Here is a 16,659-nt window from a genome sequence, read left to right on the forward strand (position 1 = left end):
CTCAACAGTGTCCTCACCATCAAATGGGCCGATCAAATCGGACTACCCAGGCTCGCTTAGCCTCAATCTCTCAAACCGCCCGGTGCGGACCCGCATGCCGGGTGGTGTGGCAGGGGTGCGATTGATTGAATCGCCCCCTATGCCGATTGGCGATTTCCGTCGGCAACGGTGCCGCAACAGCCGGGTTTTCAGTCGCGGTTGATCGGTTTGCGCAGCCGGCCGGCGAGGTCCTGGATGTATTGCCATGCGACTCGCCCGGAACGTCCCCCGCGCGTCGTTGCCCATTCGAGCGCTTGCGCGTGCAATATCTCCCGCTCGAGGCCGAGGTCGAAATGATCCGCATAGCCGTCGATCATCGTCAGATAGTCGTCCTGGCTGCATTTATGGAAGCCGAGCCACAGGCCGAAACGATCGGAGAGCGATACCTTTTCCTCGACCGCCTCGGAAGGATTGATGGCTGTCGACTGTTCGTTCTCTATCATGTTGCGCGGCAACAGGTGGCGGCGGTTTGAGGTCGCGTAGAAGAGCACGTTGTCGGGACGCCCCTCGATTCCGCCATCCAACGCGGCCTTCAGGGACTTGTAGGCTGTGTCGTCGTGGTCGAAGGAAAGATCGTCGCAGAAGATGATGACCCGATGGCCGGAGATTTTGAGAATGTCGAGAAGGTCGGGCAATGATGAAACATCCTCCCGATGCACCTCGACGAGCTTCAGGGGGATGCCCGCCGCCGAGCGAACGTCCTCATGAACAGCCTTAACCAGGGAGGATTTTCCCATCCCGCGTGCGCCCCAGAGCAGCACGTTGTTGGCCGGAAAACCCTCGGCAAAACGTTGGGTGTTTTCATGCAGGATGTCGCGGACATGATCGACGCCGCGGATCAGCTTTAAGGCAACGCGGTTGGGACGCGCCACCGGCGAAAGGCGCCGGTTGGTCGGCACCCAGACGAAGCAGTCGGCGGCATTCCAGTCGTTGATGGCCGGAGCCGGTCCGGCGAGACGCTCCAGGGCATCCGCGAGCCTGCGAACTTCAGCCAGGATAAGGGTGTTGATGTCATCGCTCATCGTGTTCCTCCGGTCGTTCAGACGGCTTCGATGCTCCGGTTGCTGCGGTACCATGGCCATTGATGCGTCAAAAGGCTGCGAGTAGTGGATTCAGTACTGTTCACAACCTGTTTCTGTTGCATTCCCGCCCATCACAACTATATTCCGGCGGCTTGTAACGGGGGCTTGGGTCTCCGGTAATCTTAGGAGTTCTCGATGTTCATTACCGAAGCATTCGCCCAGGCCGAAGGCGCCGCACCCGGAGCCTCCGCATTTGGCTCCGGCCTCGAAATGCTGTTCCTTTTCGCCCCTTTGATGGTGGTCTGGTATTTCTTTCTGATCCGCCCGCAGCGGACAGCTCAGAAGAAGCGCCAGGAGACGCTGTCGGCGATCCGCCGCGGTGATCAGGTCGTTCTCGGCGGCGGCATCACTGGCAAGGTGAGCAAGGTCATCGACGATTCCGAAGTCGAAGTTGAAATTGCCGAAGGCGTGAAGATCCGCGCCATGCGGGCCTATATCGCTGAAGTCCGGGTCAAGGGCGAGCCGGTCAAGACAGAAGCCTGATTGAGGCGGGCACGTATCAAACGAGCTTGTAAAAATTGCACGGGCCGGATTGTCCGGCCCGAAACTTTTTAAGGTATGTGCGAACTATGGCGAAAGGCATCGAAATCCGCGAAGCCCATTTTCCAGGCCGCGCTCCGATCGATGCCTATGGCAACGGCGGCTTCCGTTTTGCTGACATGTCGCATCGCGGCTCCTTGCTCTGCCTTCCGTCCGGAATCCACGGCTGGGATATGCAGGAAGGCGATCCGCTGACGGTCGAGGCCTTCGCCAGGGTGCTCGCCGAGGCGGAAGGCATCGAAGTGGTGCTGGTCGGTACGGGTGCGAACTTGAAGCCGCTTCCCGCCAGTTTGAAGGCAGCACTCAAAGCGAAGGGCATCGCTTCCGATCCGATGAGCACGGGCGCGGCGGTTCGGACCTTCAATATCATGCTGGCCGAATCGCGGGCCGTGGCGGCTGCCCTGATTGCGATCTGATATGAACGATTCCCCAAAAGAAACCCGCGATCTGTGTCTATCGATACTGAGGGAAACGGACCGTGACCGTTACCTTGCCTGCCTTCTCTCGCCAGTGGACAAGCGCGGTGCGCTTGCCGCGCTCTATGCCTTCAACGCCGAGATTGCCCGCGTGCGCGACGTGGTGCGCGAACCGCTGCCCGGCGAAATCCGCCTGCAATGGTGGCGTGATCTCTTGGAAGGCAATGCGCATGGCGACAGCGGCGGTAATCCCATCGCCGCCGGCCTGATCACGGCCATAGAGACGTATCGCCTGCCCCGGCAGACGCTCATAGACATGGTCGAGGCGCGGATATTCGACCTCTATGACGATCCGATCGTCGACCGGAACGCGCTGGAAGGCTATGCGGGAGAGACAGCCTCTGCGCTGATCCAGCTTGCTAGTCTGATCCTCTCGGCCAACGATGCCACCCAATCCGCCGATGCGGCCGGTCATGCCGGCGTAGCGCAGGCGATCGCAGGCTTCCTGCTGCTCTTGCCGGTGCACCGACATCGCCATCAGCTCTATCTGCCGGTCGACATTTTGGCTGCCACCGGGCTCGACCGAGATACATTCCTGAGCGGTGAGGACAAGACACGCATATCCGCCGCCATCGATGCCTTCGCCGGCCTTGGCCTCGAGCATCTCGCCAAGGCCCGGAAAGCCGGGCCGATTCCCGCCTCCGTCTTCCCGGCCTTCCTGCCGGTAGCGCTAGCTGAACCGGTCCTGCGCGGCGCGGCTCGGGCGGGCGTCGCTGCGCTCGATATTTCCCTGCAATCGCCGCAATGGCGGCGTCAACTCAGGCTGCTGAAGGCGGGCATCACCCGCCGGTTTTGATCGACGCTAAATTCGCACAAGGCTCGTCATTTAAAGCGACCAGGGCATAGGCCGGCGCATCAAAGGAGAAGCGGCGTGAGTCCCGTCATTGTCTGGTTGATCATCTTTGCGCTTCTGATGGCGCTCGCCTATTACGTGACCCGATTGATCGGCAAGGACCAGGAGGGAAGCCGTCACGATACCGGTCTCGCCATTCTGGAATTCGGTCGCGCCTTCCCCAATGAAGCAATCCGCAGCCTGCATGTCACCGCGGACGCGGGCGCAATCTTTGTCCGGCTCTACGGCAGCAAAGCTGGTTTCATGCGCAGTCGCGGCAACCACTACGCCTGCCACCTGATTGCTCCGGGCCGGGTGCGGATCTTCCCTCTGCCGAACGCGAAAGGATTCAGCGCCGAATTCCTCGACGCGCCGACCCAGAACGGCACCTTCGTCTTCTCGACGGAAAAGGAAGCCGCTGAAGTCTCGCTCTGGCTGCTCGACAACTATGTCAACATCCCCGGCCTTGGGGCCGGGGAAACGGTGGAAGCGCCAGCCGATCCGGACGCGTCCGGAGACGGCATCAGTCCCGACCGAGCCAAATAGAGCAGTCCTGCAGCGCCCGCGCCGCCAGCAACTGCCGTTTCATGACCGTCTTGTCCTTGCCGCGAAAACGCTTGACGCCTTCAGGCTTGACGATCGAGCCAGGCTCCAACTCCGGAAACAGTCCGAAATTGACGTTCATCGGCTGGAAGGAGCGTTTTCCCGGCTCGTCTTCCGAAACGAGATGGCCGCCGGTGATATGACCGAGCAGCGAACCGAAGGCGGTCGTTGCCGGCGGGGCGACCAGTGCTTCGCCCTTCCGTTCCGCGGCGGCGAAGCGGCCGGCCAATAGGCCGATCGCAGCACTTTCCACATAGCCCTCGCAACCGGTGATCTGACCCGCGAAACGCAGACCGGGCCGACTTTTCAGCGTCAGCGTCCTGTCCAGGAGGACCGGTGAGTGGATATAGGTATTGCGGTGCAGGCCCCCGAGGCGCGCAAATTCCGCATTCTGCAGCCCCGGGATCATCCGGAAGATCTCCGCCTGCGCGCCGTATTTGAGCTTCGTCTGGAAGCCCACCATGTTATAGAGCGTGCCGAGCGCATTGTCCTGCCGAAGCTGCACGACCGCATAGGCCTTGACAGTCGGATTGTGGGCATTGGTCAGCCCCATCGGCTTCATCGGTCCGTGGCGCAACGTTTCACGGCCGCGCTCCGCCATCACCTCGATCGGCAGGCAGCCGTCGAAATAGGGCGTACCTTCCCATTCCTTGAAACCGACCGTATCGCCGGCGATGAGGGCGTCGACGAAGGCGTTGTACTGCGCTTCATCCAACGGGCAGTTGATATAGTCCTTGCCGGTACCGCCAGGGCCGACTTTATCGTAACGCGACTGATACCAGCAGATGTCCATGTCGATCGAATCGCGATGCACGATCGGGGCGATGGCGTCAAAAAAGGCGAGCGAATCTTCACCCGTCTCCGCCTGAATGGCCGCGGCGAGCGCCGGCGAGGTGAGGGGGCCGGTGGCGATGATCGCCAGATCCCATTCCTTGGGCGGCAGACCCTGGATCTCCTCGCGCACCACGGTAATCAGCGGGTGCTTTTCGATCGCCTCGGTAACCGCCTCGGAAAAGCCGTCGCGGTCGACGGCGAGCGCGCCGCCGGCAGGTACTTGGTTCCTGTCAGCCGAGGCGATGATCAGGGAATTGGCAAGCCGCATTTCCGCGTGGATGACGCCGACCGCGTTGGCCGTCGCATCGTCGGAGCGGAAGGAATTCGAGCATACCAGTTCGGCCAGACCATCGGTCTTATGGGCGTCGGTGCCGCGCACGCCGCGCATTTCATGGAGAATCACCGGAACGCCGGCCTGGGCGATCTGCCAGGAGGCTTCCGATCCGGCGAGACCGCCGCCGATGACATGGATGGGGAAGAGGGAGCTATTCGTCATGACCGGCTCATTATCACGCCGTTCGTCCAACCCAAATCAAAAATGGGCCGGAATCAAAAAGGCACCCGATCAGGTGCCTTTGATACGTCCTTGGATGTGCTTGCCTGGCCTGCCGTTGGCTTGTCGCCGCTGCGGCGTCGCGCGGCGCAATCCACCAGCTGGGCGGATTAGCGGAAGGAGCGCGATGCGATGTTACGGATATCGTAACGGGTCAGACCGATGTCGTTGAGCGCCTGGTTGGAAAGATTGCCAAGCTCGTTCATCGTGCGGCGGTAGCTGATCCAGTTCTTAGCGATGCGGATCGGGTTCATGGTCGTTTCCTCAAGATTTGTCCTGATGCTCTGTCGTCATCAGCGATGTCAGTCTTATACAACCGCATAATAAAAAAGTGCAGTGCAAAAAATATGCGACTGCCATGCAAATGTGCAGGAGGTTGGTGAATTTTAGGGCTGAGCCTGAAAAACCGGCACGGATGCAAAGTGAAGGCACAAAAAGAAAAGCGCCTCCCAGAGGGAAGCGCTTTTGAAAGTCATCAATACGGTCGTGATCGGCTTAGAAGCCGACTGCGGTCCGTGCAACGCGGCGGATGTCTGCGCGGCCGATGCCGAGGTCGTTGAGTTCGCGGTCGCTCATGCGGCCGAGTTCGTTGACGGTTTCGCGATACTTGCGCCAGCTGCTGAGTTTCTGTGCGATGTTCATGGTCGTGTCCCTTTCAAGGCCCTTGCCAGCAGCCCCTTCGGCGCTGCCTTCAATCTCATGACCGCTAATATATGTTGCGTCGCAAAAAGTAACAGCGCCTATTCGGTATGCCACCTATGCAATTGGCGCATTACGAAACGATTAACCATGATGATGACTGGGTAAACAATGGGCATTTTTGCATGCCCATCGGGGAAATCCTCCTTTTGCGGCGCAAAAAAATAACGCCCACCGGGGGAGGAGGTCCGGTGGGCGTCATTTGTAACGACCGGCGATTTGGGAGGAGGAGGATCGCCAGTCCCATCGGGCTTACGCTGGGAGGAGGAGTGCGTCGCCCGAATTTTCATCGCGGGATCAAATCCCGAGGGCACTTCATTTCTGAACGGGTGCCAGACCGTTCGAACCGGAGAGATCAGGAAAATGTTCCAATCAATCGCCGTATCTCCATATTACGAAGCCACACGCTCATTGTGCAGTGCAATATGGGAATGGATGACATGCAATTCATGCATGCCTTCTTCCTAGTTGGTCCCAATATACACATTAGAATTTAATAAAAAGTTAAGCATCCTTGGCGGCAGGATTGCAGGGCCCGGCAGGCGGGTTTTTCGGGCTTTTGCGGAAGTGCCAAAAAACCGTCATTTTCCCTTTGCGTGTGCTGAAACGGGTGATATAGAGACGCGCGCTCCGGAAGGCCTCAGGCCACGAGGATTTTCGACGCGGTTGGGGCGCGGGTATGGTGAAATTGGTAGACACGCCAGATTTAGGTTCTGGTGCCGCAAGGCGTGGGAGTTCAAGTCTCTCTACCCGCACCAGCACCGCCAGGAGTGCGGTCGGGTCAGGAATGGCCGAAGACAAGCGCTCCACGAAGCTGCGGCTGGTCTCTTTGAAGTTCCGGCGATGTGCTCACTGAAACAATGGCTGTCTGGGCACCGCCGCCACGATATGAAGGTTTAAAAATGCAGGTTACCGAAACGCTCGCTGAAGGGCTGAAGCGCGAAATCAAGGTCGTTATCCCGAAGAAGGATATGGAGGCCGAACTGAACGTTCGCCTCGCCGACGCCAAGGACAAGGTCCGCATCAACGGTTTCCGTCCGGGCAAGGTGCCCGTTGCACATCTCAAGAAGATGTACGGCAAGTCGATCATGGCCGACCTCGTCAACGAGATTGTCCGTGAACGCCCGACCAAGATCCTGTCCGAGCGCGGCGAAAAGTCGGCGACGCAGCCGTCGGTCGCCATGACCGAGGACGAAGCTGAAGCCGAAAAGATCCTGAATGCTCAGGCCGATTTCGAATTCACGCTCTCCTATGAAGTCATTCCGCCGATCGAGCTGAAGCCGACCAGCGGCCTGTCCGTCGTTCGCGAAGTGGTGGAGGTCACCGAAGAGGAAGTCACCGAGCAGATCGAAAAGATCGCCGAAAGCGCGCGCACGTTTGAGACGAAGAAGGGCAAGGCCGCCAATGGCGACCGCGTCACCATGAACTATCTCGGCAAGGTCGACGGCGAAGCCTTTGATGGCGGCGCTGCCGAGGACGCTGAACTGGTTCTCGGTTCGGGCCGTTTCATTCCCGGCTTCGAAGACCAGCTGATCGGTGTCAAGGCCGGCGACGAAAAGCAGATCTCCGTGACCTTCCCGGCTGACTATCCGGCCGCCAATCTGGCCGGCAAGGAAGCCACCTTCGATATCACCGTGAAGGAAGTCGCCGCTCCGGCCGCGATCGAAATCAACGATGAGCTTGCCTCCAAGCTCGGCATCGAATCCGTCGACCGTCTCAAGGAGATCGTCCGCGGCCAGATCGAAAGCCAGTACGGCAGCGTTACCCGCCAGAAGGTGAAGCGCCAGATTCTCGACCAGCTCGATGAACTCTATAAGTTCGACACCCCGCAGGGCCTCGTCGACGCCGAATTCGAAAACATCTGGCGTCAGATCAACGCCGATCTTCAGCAGTCGGGCAAGACCTTCGAGGATGAAGACACCACCGAGGAAGATGCGCGCGTCGAATACCGCAAGCTCGCAGAGCGTCGCGTTCGCCTCGGTCTCGTTCTTTCCGAAATCGGCGAAAAGGCCGGCGTCGAAGTAACCGAAGAAGAGATGCAGCGTGCCCTTTACGCTCAGCTTCAGCAGTTCCCGGGCCAGCAGAAGGAAATCCTCGATTTCTTCCGCAACACCCCCGGCGCTTCCGCTTCGCTCCGCGCTCCTATCTTCGAAGAGAAGGTCGTGGACAAGCTGCTTTCTGAAATCAAGGTCACCGACAAGACCGTGACGAAGGAAGAGCTGATGGCCGAAGACGAGGCCGAATCTGCTGAAAAGCCGGCCAAGAAGAAGGCCGCTCCGAAGAAGGCTGCCGCCAAGGCCGAGGCTGCTGATGCTGCCGAAGGCGAAGAAGCTGCCGCTCCGAAGAAGAAGGCTGCTCCGAAGAAGAAGGCTGCTGAGGACAGCGCCGAATAAGCTTCGCATTGAATCTGTAGAAAAGCCGGGTCGGCAACGATCCGGCTTTTTTGTTGTGACAACCTCCAAAGTTCTTCGCCATGATCCGCATCGAAAACATCAGCAAGTCGAATAGTCACCGCATTCTCTTTATCGAAGCGTCGGCGGCGTTGAACCGCGGCGAAAAGATCGGACTCGTCGGCCCGAACGGCGCCGGCAAGACCACGCTCTTCCGGATGATCACCGGCCAGGAGATCCCGGACGAGGGGCAGGTCACGGTCGAAAAACACGTCACCATCGGCTATTTCAGCCAGGATGTCGGCGAAATGTCCGGACGCAGCGCTGTGACCGAGGTGATGGACGGGGCAGGGCCTGTGAGCGAGGTCGCTGCCGAGCTGCGCGAACTCGAAACGGCGATGGTCGATCCGGACCGCATGGACGAGATGGATCAGATCATCGAGCGTTATGGCGAGGTTCAGGCGCGCTACGAGAAACTCGATGGTTATGGGCTCGAGGGGCGCGCCCGCGAGGTGCTGGCCGGATTGAGCTTTACGCAGGAGATGATGGACGGCGACGTCGGCAAGCTTTCGGGCGGCTGGAAGATGCGCGTGGCGCTTGCCCGCATCCTGCTGATGCGCCCGGATGTCATGCTGCTCGACGAGCCGAGCAACCATCTTGATCTCGAGAGCCTGATCTGGCTCGAATCTTTCCTCAAGGGCTATGATGGTGCGCTGCTGATGACCTCGCACGACCGCGAGTTCATGAACCGAATCGTCACCAAAATCATCGAAATCGATGCCGGATCGCTGACCACCTATTCCGGCGACTATGCCTTTTATGAGCAGCAGCGGGCGCAGAACGAAAAGCAGCAGCAGGCGCAGTTCGAGCGCCAGCAGGCCATGTTGGCCAAGGAGATCAAATTCATCGAGCGCTTCAAGGCGCGCGCCTCCCATGCGGCGCAGGTGCAGAGCCGGGTGAAGAAGCTCGACAAGATTGAGCGGATCGAGCCGCCGAAACGCCGCCAGGCAGTGGCGTTCGAATTCCAGCCGGCGCCTCGTTCCGGCGAGGATGTGGTCAATCTCAAGAACGTGCATAAGAGATACGGCAGCCGGTCGATCTACGAGGGGCTGGATTTCATGGTGCGCCGCAAGGAACGCTGGTGCATCATGGGCATCAACGGCGCAGGCAAGTCGACCCTTCTGAAGCTTGTGGCCGGTTCGGCGGAGCCTGACGAGGGCAACGTCACCGTCGGCGCCAGCGTCAAGATGGGTTATTTCGCCCAGCATGCGATGGATGTGCTCGACGGAGACCTGACGGTCTTCGAATGGCTGGAGGCGGAATTTCCGCGGGCCGGGCAGGGGGCGCTGCGGACGCTCGCCGGTTGCTTCGGGTTTTCCGGCGACGACGTGGAAAAGAAGTGCCGGGTGCTTTCGGGCGGTGAAAAGGCGCGGCTGGTGATGGCGGCCATGCTTTTCGATCCGCCGAACTTCCTGGTCCTCGACGAGCCGACCAACCATCTCGACCTCGATACCAAGGAAATGCTGATCAAGGCGCTTTCGGATTACGAAGGCACGATGCTTTTCGTTTCCCACGACCGGCATTTCCTCGCCGAGCTTTCAAACCGTGTTCTCGAACTCACGCCCGAGGGCATCCACCGTTATGACGGCGGATATACGGAGTATGTCGAACGGACCGGTTACGAGGCGCCGGGCCTGAGAAGCTGAGGTGAGCAATATGCAAGACGTGCGGCGCGGGGGCTTGCGGGCCAGTTAACCGCGACTGCCGTTCGGCCTTAGCGCCGGGCTGACTTCCAGCTGTTGCCGGGGTTGATTTTGCGCCGTCTCGCTATCCTGGCTGCTGATCTTCAGCAGGGCACCGAATCCCACGATCGTCGCCAGGATGAGGGAGCCGATGATTTCATAACGAGGCATTCCGAACCGATTGGCCATGGTCGCAACTCCTGATGAAGTTACTTACGCGCACCATGGAAAAATGTTCCCGATCCCGCTCCATGGGTTGCAGCCATACGAGATGCCCCAACCTTCCTGACGATCTTTCTTGATAACCGGCCCCGGTACCTACATGCTGTGCGGAGGCGGCTCAGTGTGGAGGAGCGGTGCAACTGTTGATGCGCCCGGCCGCTGGTCACCGCCCCTTGGGAGGACAGGATGGCGACCTCTACCGTTGAATTGCGCAATGTAGCCGGGACGGAAGCAGCATTGGGATGGGCAGGCGGGCATACGGTGGTCGTCGATCGGCCCGATGGAAAGGCTGGTGGCAAGGGGCTGGGCTTTAATGGCGCCCAGCTTCTCGGCCTGGCGATCGGCGGCTGTTACTGCAACGACCTCCGGTATGCGGCACACGAAATGGATGTCGAACTGGGTGAGATCGAAGTGACGGTAACCGTCGCCCTGGATGGCTCGCCACTGTTGGCAACAGGTGCCGAGCTCGCCGTCCGTTGCGAAACCAGGGATGGATCGGACGTTCGCCTTGTCATCGACAGGGCGTGGCAGGTCTGTACCGTCGCCAATTCCCTTCGGCTCGGCATCCCGGTCAGCATTATCTCCTCGCTATAACTCTGGACGGCGCCCGCCGCGACACCAGAACCGACATCGGCGCCACTCCCTTGCTCCCGAAGGGCACTCCCCGCTTGATCCTTGCCACGCCTCCGTAATCGCGTCGCCCAAAAGGTGTAGGACGGTCTGACGGCAAGCGACGGAACTTCTTGCCTTGCAATCCAGTTATTGCGCCAGGGCATGCAGGAGGCCAGAAGATGCCGCTGCTGATCAGCTATATCATTATTCGCGTGTCGATCGGTTTTGCCCTGGGCGCTGCCACGGCATTGGCGATCCTTCTCCAGTGGTTTGTAACTGGCCCCACGACTCTTGCTGCGCTTGAGATGTGGCTGGTGATCTACGGGTTCGGCTCCGTTTTCGGGCTCGGCTATCTCGCGACATCTCTGGCGTTGGATGCCGACGACGACGGAGCCTGAGCGGCTACCCCGCCATCCGGCCGGATCCAGCACTAACCGGCCTGCTGCAGTTCAGCGGCCGCGGCATTGTCCTTTTCCGATGCGCGCTGATAGGCCTGCCGCGTCGCAAGTCTTTCAAAATATTGCTCGAACGCCGGTCGTTTTTCAATCGAACCAAACTGCAGCCCCCAACCGATCTGCGCGCCGACATAGACATCGGCAGCCGTAAAGGTCTCGCCGGCGATATAGGTATGGGCGCCGACAGCCATTTCGAGCGTGTCCATCACATCCCGGAAGCTGCCGTAGCCGACCATTCGCTCTCGGCCCGGCGGCACTTCAAAGCCAAGCACCCTATTGCTGACGGCGGCTTCCAGCGGGCCGGCTGCGAAGAACATCCAGCGGTAATAATCGCCGCGGGCGGCCGGCGAGGGCGCCAAGCCTGCCTGTGGGAAGGCATCGGCAAGATAAGCGCAAATCGCGGCGCATTCCGTCACGACGGTTTTTCCGTGCACGACCGCCGGCACCTTGCCCATGGGATTGACCGCCTTGTAGGCCTCCCCCTTCATCGTCGTGCCGAAGTGAAGGATCTCGGCCCGATAGGGTACGCCCACTTCTTCCAGCATCCAGCGGGCAATGCGCCCCCGAGACATCGGGTTGGTATAGAGTACCAGTTCTTCCGTCATGACGTCCTCCTCTTGGTTCCGCCAGTGCTACGGCGACTGTTTTGCGGAATCAAGTCACAGCGGCTTGCGGTACTGAATGAAGCCGGAGGCCTGGGCTATCCGATCATAGAGCCGCCGGGCGGTCGCATTGCTCTCGTGGGTCAGCCAATAAAGACGTCCGGCCTTTTTCTGCCGTGCCAGCTCGGCCACGGCTTCGATCAGCGCTTCGCCGGTGCCCCGGCCGCGCCCGCTCATCGCGACGTAGAGATCCTGAAGATAACAGGTCCAGTCCGGAAGCCAGCAGGACCGGTGGAGGATCGCATGTGCGATGCCGACCATCTTGCCGGTTTCGTCGAAGGCGCCGAAGCCATGCATTGGCTCGCCGGGGTCGAGAAGGCGAGTCCAGGTGAGCTCGTACTGGTCCTTCGACAGCACGGTTTCATAGAAACGGAGGTAGGCTTCCCAGAGCGGCTCCCATTGGACCCGGTCGGAAGGTTCGAGCGGACGGACGGTGGTTGTCATGGCTGGCTCCCCAAAAGAAAACGGCAGAACTTGCGTCCTGCCGTTTGATTTCTAGCCGATCTCGGCGACTTACGCAGCCATGGCCTTCTTGAGATTCTCGTCGATCTTGTCGAGGAAGGCGGTGGTGGAGAGCCACGGCTGATCCGGACCGATCAGCAGCGCGAGGTCCTTGGTCATGAAGCCGGATTCGACGGTGTCGACGCAGACCTTTTCGAGCGTGGTGGCGAACTTTGCGAGCTCGGCGTTGTCATCAAGTTTCGCACGGTGTGCGAGGCCGCGGGTCCAGGCGAAGATCGATGCGATCGAGTTCGTCGAGGTTTCCTGGCCCTTCTGATGCTGGCGGTAGTGGCGCGTCACCGTGCCGTGCGCGGCTTCGGCTTCCACCGTCTTGCCATCCGGAGTGAGCAGCACCGAGGTCATCAGGCCAAGCGAGCCGAAGCCCTGGGCAACCGTGTCGGACTGGACGTCGCCGTCATAGTTCTTGCAGGCCCAGACATAGCCGCCGGACCATTTCAGAGCGGACGCAACCATGTCGTCGATCAGGCGGTGCTCATAGGTGATGCCGATTTCGTCGAACTGCGCCTTGAATTCGTTCTGGTAGACTTCTTCGAATATATCCTTGAAGCGACCGTCATACGCCTTGAGAATGGTGTTCTTGGTCGACAGGTAGACCGGCCACTTGCGCATCAGGCCGTACATCATCGACGCGCGAGCGAATTCCCGGATCGACTCGTCCAGATTGTACATGGCCATCGCCACGCCGGCGCCCGGTGCATCGAAAACTTCCTTTTCGATGACCTGCCCGTCTTCGCCGACGAACTTGATCGTCAGTTTGCCCTTGCCGGGGAACTTGAAGTCGGTGGCGCGGTACTGGTCGCCGAAGGCGTGGCGCCCGACGACGATCGGCTGGGTCCAGCCGGGAACGAGGCGCGGGACGTTCTTGCAGATGATCGGTTCGCGGAAGATGACGCCGCCCAGAATGTTGCGGATCGTGCCGTTCGGGCTCTTCCACATCTGCTTGAGGCCGAATTCCTTCACGCGCGCTTCGTCCGGCGTGATGGTGGCGCATTTGATACCGACGCCGTGTTTCTTGATGGCGTTTGCGGCGTCGACGGTGACCTGGTCGTTGGTCGCGTCGCGGTTTTCCACCGAAAGGTCATAATATTCGATGTCGAGATCGAGATAGGGAAGGATCAGCTTGTCCTTGATGAGCTGCCAGATGATGCGGGTCATCTCGTCGCCGTCGAGATCGACGACCGGGTTTGCTACCTTGATCTTTTGCATGGAATTCCTCTCGGACGTATGAGGGATATTTCATCCCCAAAGGTGGACACCAGTGGTGTGCGCTATAGCACCGCCCGACTGGAACGCAAAGGCATTCAGCCAGTGTCATGTGGCTTTTCGCGCCAGAAATCGTCCCGCACTCCGGCTGGTGCAGGATTGTCCTTGCCAAACCACAAACCGCGTTTAATGTCCGGAAAAATCCCACTCGAACAACCGGATTCCTCCCATGCGGATCTTGCCGCTCGCTATCGCTTTTTCGCTGACCTCCATTTTGGCCATGGCGGCTGACGCCACCGATCCGGTCAAGGAGGTCATGAAAGTCACGGAGGACAATTGGAATACGGTCGACAGCGAGTGGAAGTATATTTTCGACGCAGATTCGCTGAAGCGCCTGTTCAGCAAGAAGTTCCAGACAGCTTATGCGGAGGCGGCGAAGCATCCGGCCTACGAGACAGAAAACAATCAGCCGGGCGACCCCTTTGGATATGACGTCGTGACCGCCTCCCAGGACGGCTGTCCGCTGCAGGATATCAAGATGACGGCGGCGCCGGGCGCCAACGGCGTTACCGACGTGACGGTGACGTTCAAGCAATGGACCTGTGTCGATGATGCCCAGATCAAGGACAGCATCAGCGAAGTCCATTTCGACGTAATCGGCGAGGATGGTAGGTCGGTCATCGATGACATCCACCGGGTGGCGGACGGCGAAAAGGATTCCGTCGTCGAGGAAATGCAGTCGATCGCCAAGGGCGAATAGTCTCGCAACCGAAGAGCCGGCCTATTGCCGCTTCAAAGCCCGCCGCGAGGCCGCCTGTCCTGAACCGACGGTCGCTGGTCGATCTGCTATCCAGAGCCATAACGCCCTTGCCGATTGCATTTCAGCTGGTTATTTCCCGGCCAACGATCATCGGAAGGGCATCATGTCAGGTACCAATAGCGAGCGCAAACTGATTGCCGAAGGACCGGCAATCGTGCTGGTGGAACCCCAACTCGGCGAGAACATCGGCATGGTTGCCCGCGCCATGGCGAATTTTGGCCTGGCGGAGCTGCGCATTGTCAATCCTCGCGATGGCTGGCCGAGCGAAAAGGCGCGCTCCGCAGCCGCCAAGGCCGATCATGTGATCGACGGAACCAAGGTTTACGAGACGCTGGAGGAGGCGATCAAGGATCTCAATTTCGTCTACGCGACGACGGCCCGGGAGCGATACGGTTTCAAGCCGGTGCGCTCGCCGGTGGTAGCGGCAGAGACGTTGCGCGGCAGGTTCAAGGCAGGCGAAAAGACAGGCATTCTCTTCGGCCGCGAGCGCTGGGGACTGACGAACGAGGAAGTCGCACTTGCCGACGAGATTGTCACCTTTCCCGTCAATCCGGCTTTTGCCTCTCTTAATATCGCCCAGGCGGTGCTGTTGATGTCGTATGAATGGATGAAATCCGGGCTGGACGACCTGAGCGAGACGACCTTTCAACCGGTCGAGCAGCGGCCTTCGACCAAGGAACAGGTCTTCGGTCTGTTCGAGCATCTGGAGGAGGCCCTCGATGCTCGCGGATATTTTCATCCGCCCGCGAAAAAGCCCAAAATGATCGACAATCTGCGCGCCGTCATCTCGCGGCGGGGGTTTACGGAACAGGAGATCAGTGTGTTCCGGGGCGTCATCAACTCGCTCGACCGTTTTCCGCGCCGATGGTCGAAACAAAATCGGGCAGGCGAGCCGGGAGCGGCCCTGGGGGAGGCGGCAGGGAATGACGCAGACGAATGAGTTGAAGCCTGTGCTGATGTTCGATTCGGGCATTGGTGGGCTGACGGTGCTGCGCGAGGCGCGCGTGCTGATGCCGGAGCGCGGCTTTATCTATGTGGCCGATGATGCCGGGTTTCCCTACGGCGATTGGGAGGAGGCTGCGCTGAAGGAGCGGGTTATCGCGCTCTTTGCCAAGCTTCTCAAGGAATACGATCCTGAAGTTTGCGTGATCTCCTGCAACACCGCCTTTACCCTGGTTGGTGCGGATCTCCGCTCGACCTTTCCGAAGATGACCTTTGTCGGCACCGTGCCGGCGATCAAGCCTGCGGCGGAACGCACGCGCTCCGGTCTGGTCTCGGTTCTCGCGACCCCCGGTACGGTCAAGCGCGCCTATACCCGCGATCTCATCCAGTCGTTTGCCACGCAATGCCATGTGCGTCTGGTAGGTTCCCAGAATCTGGCGCGCATGGCGGAAGCCTATATCAGGGGCGAGAACATTTCCGACGAGGCGGTTATGGCGGAGATCGCTCCATGCTTCGTCGAGAAGGACAACAGCAAGACCGATATCGTCGTTCTCGCCTGTACCCATTACCCTTTCATGGCCAATGTCTTCCGGCGGCTGGCGCCCTGGCCGGTCGATTGGCTTGATCCCGCTGAAGCGATTGCAAGACAGACTCGCCGGAAAGTGCCCCTGGTCGATGGCGCCGAACATCCCGACAGCTATGATTTCGCGGTCTTCACGTCAGGCAATCCCGATTTCGCCACCAGGCGGCTGATGCAGGGATTTGGCCTGAAGGCCTGAGCGCCATCGAACAATGTGGCTTTTTTGTCACGAATTTTTCCTTATGATTGCAATTCGCGATTGTGTGCTTGATTGCCGGCCGATCTCGTGTATGATCTATTCATTCCGCAAAGCGAACACAGGAGGCGTGAGATGACATCCATTACCATGTTTATGCGCCTTTCTGGCGGAACGGCTATCGTGGCCTCGGTGTATCATACATCGACGCCGGCCGGCATGTGCCATCAGGCCGTATAAGCCTGTATCTCCGCCGTTTTTGGCATTTTCCCATTGATCTGACGTGACTGATTGACGGAGCGATTTATCGCGTTTCCGTGTCCGCATCCGCACGTCTTCTTTCATCTCAGAGGACCTGGTCGCGTCATGCGCCGGGACGGAAAAATCATGCGTGAATCACAATTTTTAGTTGCTGACACCCTTTCGGCTGCGGTTCATGATCTGTGCCGCGAACATGGCGTCTGGAAAACTGCCCGTGCACTGCTCCTGGCAGCCTGGAGCCGTCGCCAGACGGAAAACCAGATCTCCGATCTTTCCAGTCGGATGCGCCGCGATATTGGTTTCCCGGAACTGGAGGACGAACGCGGGAATGTACGGTTCATCCTTTGGGATATCCGGCTGTGAAAGGGCTGACACAGATCTCCGGCGGCTTTCC

20 protein-coding genes and 1 tRNA gene are annotated in these 16,659 nt (G+C 59.6%); 13 read left to right on the forward strand and 8 right to left on the reverse strand.

Annotation, left to right across the window (positions count from 1 at the left end):
• Positions 1-188 precede the first annotated feature (188 nt).
• Positions 189-1,061, reverse strand: coding sequence for an ATP-binding protein (locus tag C5L12_RS12815; protein ID WP_105372442.1), 873 nt, complete (start codon positions 1,059-1,061; stop codon positions 189-191).
• Between the two features lie 195 nt (positions 1,062-1,256).
• On the opposite strand from C5L12_RS12815, the gene yajC reads away from it, so the two are divergent.
• From yajC to C5L12_RS12835, 4 genes are all read left to right on the forward strand, one after another.
• Positions 1,257-1,604 carry a preprotein translocase subunit YajC gene (gene yajC, locus C5L12_RS12820; protein WP_105372443.1) on the forward strand — a complete coding sequence of 116 codons (348 nt, stop codon included), beginning with the start codon at positions 1,257-1,259 and terminating at the stop codon, positions 1,602-1,604.
• Between the two features lie 86 nt (positions 1,605-1,690).
• The gene (locus C5L12_RS12825; protein ID WP_105372444.1) at positions 1,691-2,077 is read left to right on the forward strand and encodes an Mth938-like domain-containing protein; all 387 of its coding nucleotides are present in this window, start codon (positions 1,691-1,693) and stop codon (positions 2,075-2,077) included.
• Between the two features lies 1 nt (position 2,078).
• Positions 2,079-2,933 (forward strand): phytoene/squalene synthase family protein, encoded by an 855-nt coding sequence (locus C5L12_RS12830; RefSeq protein WP_105372445.1) that lies wholly within the window; start codon positions 2,079-2,081, stop codon positions 2,931-2,933.
• A 75-nt stretch (positions 2,934-3,008) separates the two neighbouring features.
• Positions 3,009-3,515, forward strand: a complete 507-nt coding sequence (locus C5L12_RS12835; RefSeq protein ID WP_425350782.1) for a hypothetical protein — start codon at positions 3,009-3,011, stop codon at positions 3,513-3,515.
• On the opposite strand, the gene trmFO is transcribed toward C5L12_RS12835, so the two are convergent.
• The 3 genes from trmFO to C5L12_RS12850 form a co-directional block, all read right to left on the reverse strand.
• Positions 3,493-4,902, reverse strand: a complete 1,410-nt coding sequence (gene trmFO, locus C5L12_RS12840) for a methylenetetrahydrofolate--tRNA-(uracil(54)-C(5))-methyltransferase (FADH(2)-oxidizing) TrmFO (RefSeq protein ID WP_105372446.1) — start codon at positions 4,900-4,902, stop codon at positions 3,493-3,495. The genes C5L12_RS12835 and trmFO overlap by 23 nt on opposite strands.
• A gap of 167 nt (positions 4,903-5,069) precedes the next feature.
• On the reverse strand, positions 5,070-5,213 hold the full coding sequence (locus C5L12_RS29215; protein WP_105372447.1) for a DUF1127 domain-containing protein: 144 nt from the start codon (positions 5,211-5,213) through the stop codon (positions 5,070-5,072).
• Positions 5,214-5,454: 241 nt separating this feature from the next.
• Positions 5,455-5,601, reverse strand: a complete 147-nt coding sequence (locus C5L12_RS12850; RefSeq protein WP_105372448.1) for a DUF1127 domain-containing protein — start codon at positions 5,599-5,601, stop codon at positions 5,455-5,457.
• Positions 5,602-6,331: 730 nt separating this feature from the next.
• Here C5L12_RS12850 and C5L12_RS12855 point away from each other — a divergent pair.
• The 3 genes from C5L12_RS12855 to C5L12_RS12865 all read left to right on the forward strand — a co-directional run bounded on the left by C5L12_RS12855 (position 6,332) and on the right by C5L12_RS12865 (position 9,754).
• A tRNA-Leu gene (locus tag C5L12_RS12855) sits at positions 6,332-6,416 on the forward strand.
• Positions 6,417-6,560: 144 nt separating this feature from the next.
• Complete coding sequence (tig, locus tag C5L12_RS12860; protein WP_105372449.1) at positions 6,561-8,051, forward strand: trigger factor; 1,491 nt, start codon at positions 6,561-6,563, stop codon at positions 8,049-8,051.
• An 80-nt stretch (positions 8,052-8,131) separates the two neighbouring features.
• Positions 8,132-9,754: an ABC-F family ATP-binding cassette domain-containing protein gene (locus C5L12_RS12865; protein ID WP_105372450.1), complete on the forward strand. Its 1,623-nt coding sequence runs from the start codon at positions 8,132-8,134 to the stop codon at positions 9,752-9,754.
• Between the two features lie 45 nt (positions 9,755-9,799).
• Here the strand turns inward: C5L12_RS12865 and C5L12_RS12870 are convergent, their stop codons facing one another.
• Complete coding sequence (locus C5L12_RS12870; protein ID WP_105372451.1) at positions 9,800-9,979, reverse strand: hypothetical protein; 180 nt, start codon at positions 9,977-9,979, stop codon at positions 9,800-9,802.
• Positions 9,980-10,198: 219 nt separating this feature from the next.
• Between C5L12_RS12870 and C5L12_RS12875 the strand changes: the two genes are divergently transcribed.
• Both C5L12_RS12875 and C5L12_RS12880 read left to right on the forward strand, forming a co-directional pair.
• Positions 10,199-10,606, forward strand: a complete 408-nt coding sequence (locus tag C5L12_RS12875; protein WP_105372452.1) for an OsmC family protein — start codon at positions 10,199-10,201, stop codon at positions 10,604-10,606.
• A 197-nt stretch (positions 10,607-10,803) separates the two neighbouring features.
• Entirely contained in the window at positions 10,804-11,022 is a 219-nt protein-coding gene (locus C5L12_RS12880; protein WP_105372453.1) for a hypothetical protein, read from the forward strand.
• Positions 11,023-11,054: 32 nt separating this feature from the next.
• Here C5L12_RS12880 and C5L12_RS12885 read toward each other — a convergent pair whose 3' ends face one another.
• The 3 genes from C5L12_RS12885 to C5L12_RS12895 all read right to left on the reverse strand — a co-directional run bounded on the left by C5L12_RS12885 (position 11,055) and on the right by C5L12_RS12895 (position 13,469).
• Positions 11,055-11,684 carry a glutathione S-transferase family protein gene (locus C5L12_RS12885; protein ID WP_105372454.1) on the reverse strand — a complete coding sequence of 210 codons (630 nt, stop codon included), beginning with the start codon at positions 11,682-11,684 and terminating at the stop codon, positions 11,055-11,057.
• Positions 11,685-11,738: 54 nt separating this feature from the next.
• Positions 11,739-12,185 (reverse strand): GNAT family N-acetyltransferase, encoded by a 447-nt coding sequence (locus tag C5L12_RS12890; RefSeq protein WP_105372455.1) that lies wholly within the window; start codon positions 12,183-12,185, stop codon positions 11,739-11,741.
• A gap of 69 nt (positions 12,186-12,254) precedes the next feature.
• The gene (locus C5L12_RS12895; protein ID WP_105372456.1) at positions 12,255-13,469 is read right to left on the reverse strand and encodes an NADP-dependent isocitrate dehydrogenase; all 1,215 of its coding nucleotides are present in this window, start codon (positions 13,467-13,469) and stop codon (positions 12,255-12,257) included.
• A 226-nt stretch (positions 13,470-13,695) separates the two neighbouring features.
• Between C5L12_RS12895 and C5L12_RS12900 the strand changes: the two genes are divergently transcribed.
• From C5L12_RS12900 to C5L12_RS12915, 4 genes are all read left to right on the forward strand, one after another.
• Positions 13,696-14,226, forward strand: coding sequence for a hypothetical protein (locus C5L12_RS12900; protein WP_105372457.1), 531 nt, complete (start codon positions 13,696-13,698; stop codon positions 14,224-14,226).
• A 163-nt stretch (positions 14,227-14,389) separates the two neighbouring features.
• Positions 14,390-15,226, forward strand: a complete 837-nt coding sequence (locus tag C5L12_RS12905) for an RNA methyltransferase (protein WP_105372458.1) — start codon at positions 14,390-14,392, stop codon at positions 15,224-15,226.
• A complete protein-coding gene (murI, locus tag C5L12_RS12910; protein ID WP_105372459.1) occupies positions 15,210-16,007 on the forward strand; it encodes a glutamate racemase in 798 nt (265 codons plus the stop codon). Before C5L12_RS12905 ends, murI begins: the two co-directional genes overlap by 17 nt.
• Positions 16,008-16,391: 384 nt before the next feature.
• Positions 16,392-16,628: a DUF1127 domain-containing protein gene (locus C5L12_RS12915; protein WP_105372460.1), complete on the forward strand. Its 237-nt coding sequence runs from the start codon at positions 16,392-16,394 to the stop codon at positions 16,626-16,628.
• The last annotated feature ends 31 nt before the right edge of the window (positions 16,629-16,659 follow it).

The sequence above is a fragment of the Neorhizobium huautlense genome, from assembly GCF_002968575.1.
Lineage (GTDB): Bacteria > Pseudomonadota > Alphaproteobacteria > Rhizobiales > Rhizobiaceae > Neorhizobium > Neorhizobium huautlense.

Coding starts and splice junctions, on each gene's coding strand:
- C5L12_RS12815 (WP_105372442.1), bottom strand. CDS start 1,061: ATGAGCGATGACATCAACACCCTTATCCTGGCTGAAGTTCGCAGGCTC.
- yajC (WP_105372443.1), top strand. CDS start 1,257: ATGTTCATTACCGAAGCATTCGCCCAGGCCGAAGGCGCCGCACCCGGA.
- C5L12_RS12825 (WP_105372444.1), top strand. CDS start 1,691: ATGGCGAAAGGCATCGAAATCCGCGAAGCCCATTTTCCAGGCCGCGCT.
- C5L12_RS12830 (WP_105372445.1), top strand. CDS start 2,079: ATGAACGATTCCCCAAAAGAAACCCGCGATCTGTGTCTATCGATACTG.
- trmFO (WP_105372446.1), bottom strand. CDS start 4,902: ATGACGAATAGCTCCCTCTTCCCCATCCATGTCATCGGCGGCGGTCTC.
- C5L12_RS29215 (WP_105372447.1), bottom strand. CDS start 5,213: ATGAACCCGATCCGCATCGCTAAGAACTGGATCAGCTACCGCCGCACG.
- C5L12_RS12850 (WP_105372448.1), bottom strand. CDS start 5,601: ATGAACATCGCACAGAAACTCAGCAGCTGGCGCAAGTATCGCGAAACC.
- tig (WP_105372449.1), top strand. CDS start 6,561: ATGCAGGTTACCGAAACGCTCGCTGAAGGGCTGAAGCGCGAAATCAAG.
- C5L12_RS12865 (WP_105372450.1), top strand. CDS start 8,132: ATGATCCGCATCGAAAACATCAGCAAGTCGAATAGTCACCGCATTCTC.
- C5L12_RS12870 (WP_105372451.1), bottom strand. CDS start 9,979: ATGGCCAATCGGTTCGGAATGCCTCGTTATGAAATCATCGGCTCCCTC.
- C5L12_RS12875 (WP_105372452.1), top strand. CDS start 10,199: ATGGCGACCTCTACCGTTGAATTGCGCAATGTAGCCGGGACGGAAGCA.
- C5L12_RS12880 (WP_105372453.1), top strand. CDS start 10,804: ATGCCGCTGCTGATCAGCTATATCATTATTCGCGTGTCGATCGGTTTT.
- C5L12_RS12885 (WP_105372454.1), bottom strand. CDS start 11,684: ATGACGGAAGAACTGGTACTCTATACCAACCCGATGTCTCGGGGGCGC.
- C5L12_RS12890 (WP_105372455.1), bottom strand. CDS start 12,185: ATGACAACCACCGTCCGTCCGCTCGAACCTTCCGACCGGGTCCAATGG.
- C5L12_RS12895 (WP_105372456.1), bottom strand. CDS start 13,469: ATGCAAAAGATCAAGGTAGCAAACCCGGTCGTCGATCTCGACGGCGAC.
- C5L12_RS12900 (WP_105372457.1), top strand. CDS start 13,696: ATGCGGATCTTGCCGCTCGCTATCGCTTTTTCGCTGACCTCCATTTTG.
- C5L12_RS12905 (WP_105372458.1), top strand. CDS start 14,390: ATGTCAGGTACCAATAGCGAGCGCAAACTGATTGCCGAAGGACCGGCA.
- murI (WP_105372459.1), top strand. CDS start 15,210: ATGACGCAGACGAATGAGTTGAAGCCTGTGCTGATGTTCGATTCGGGC.
- C5L12_RS12915 (WP_105372460.1), top strand. CDS start 16,392: ATGCGTGAATCACAATTTTTAGTTGCTGACACCCTTTCGGCTGCGGTT.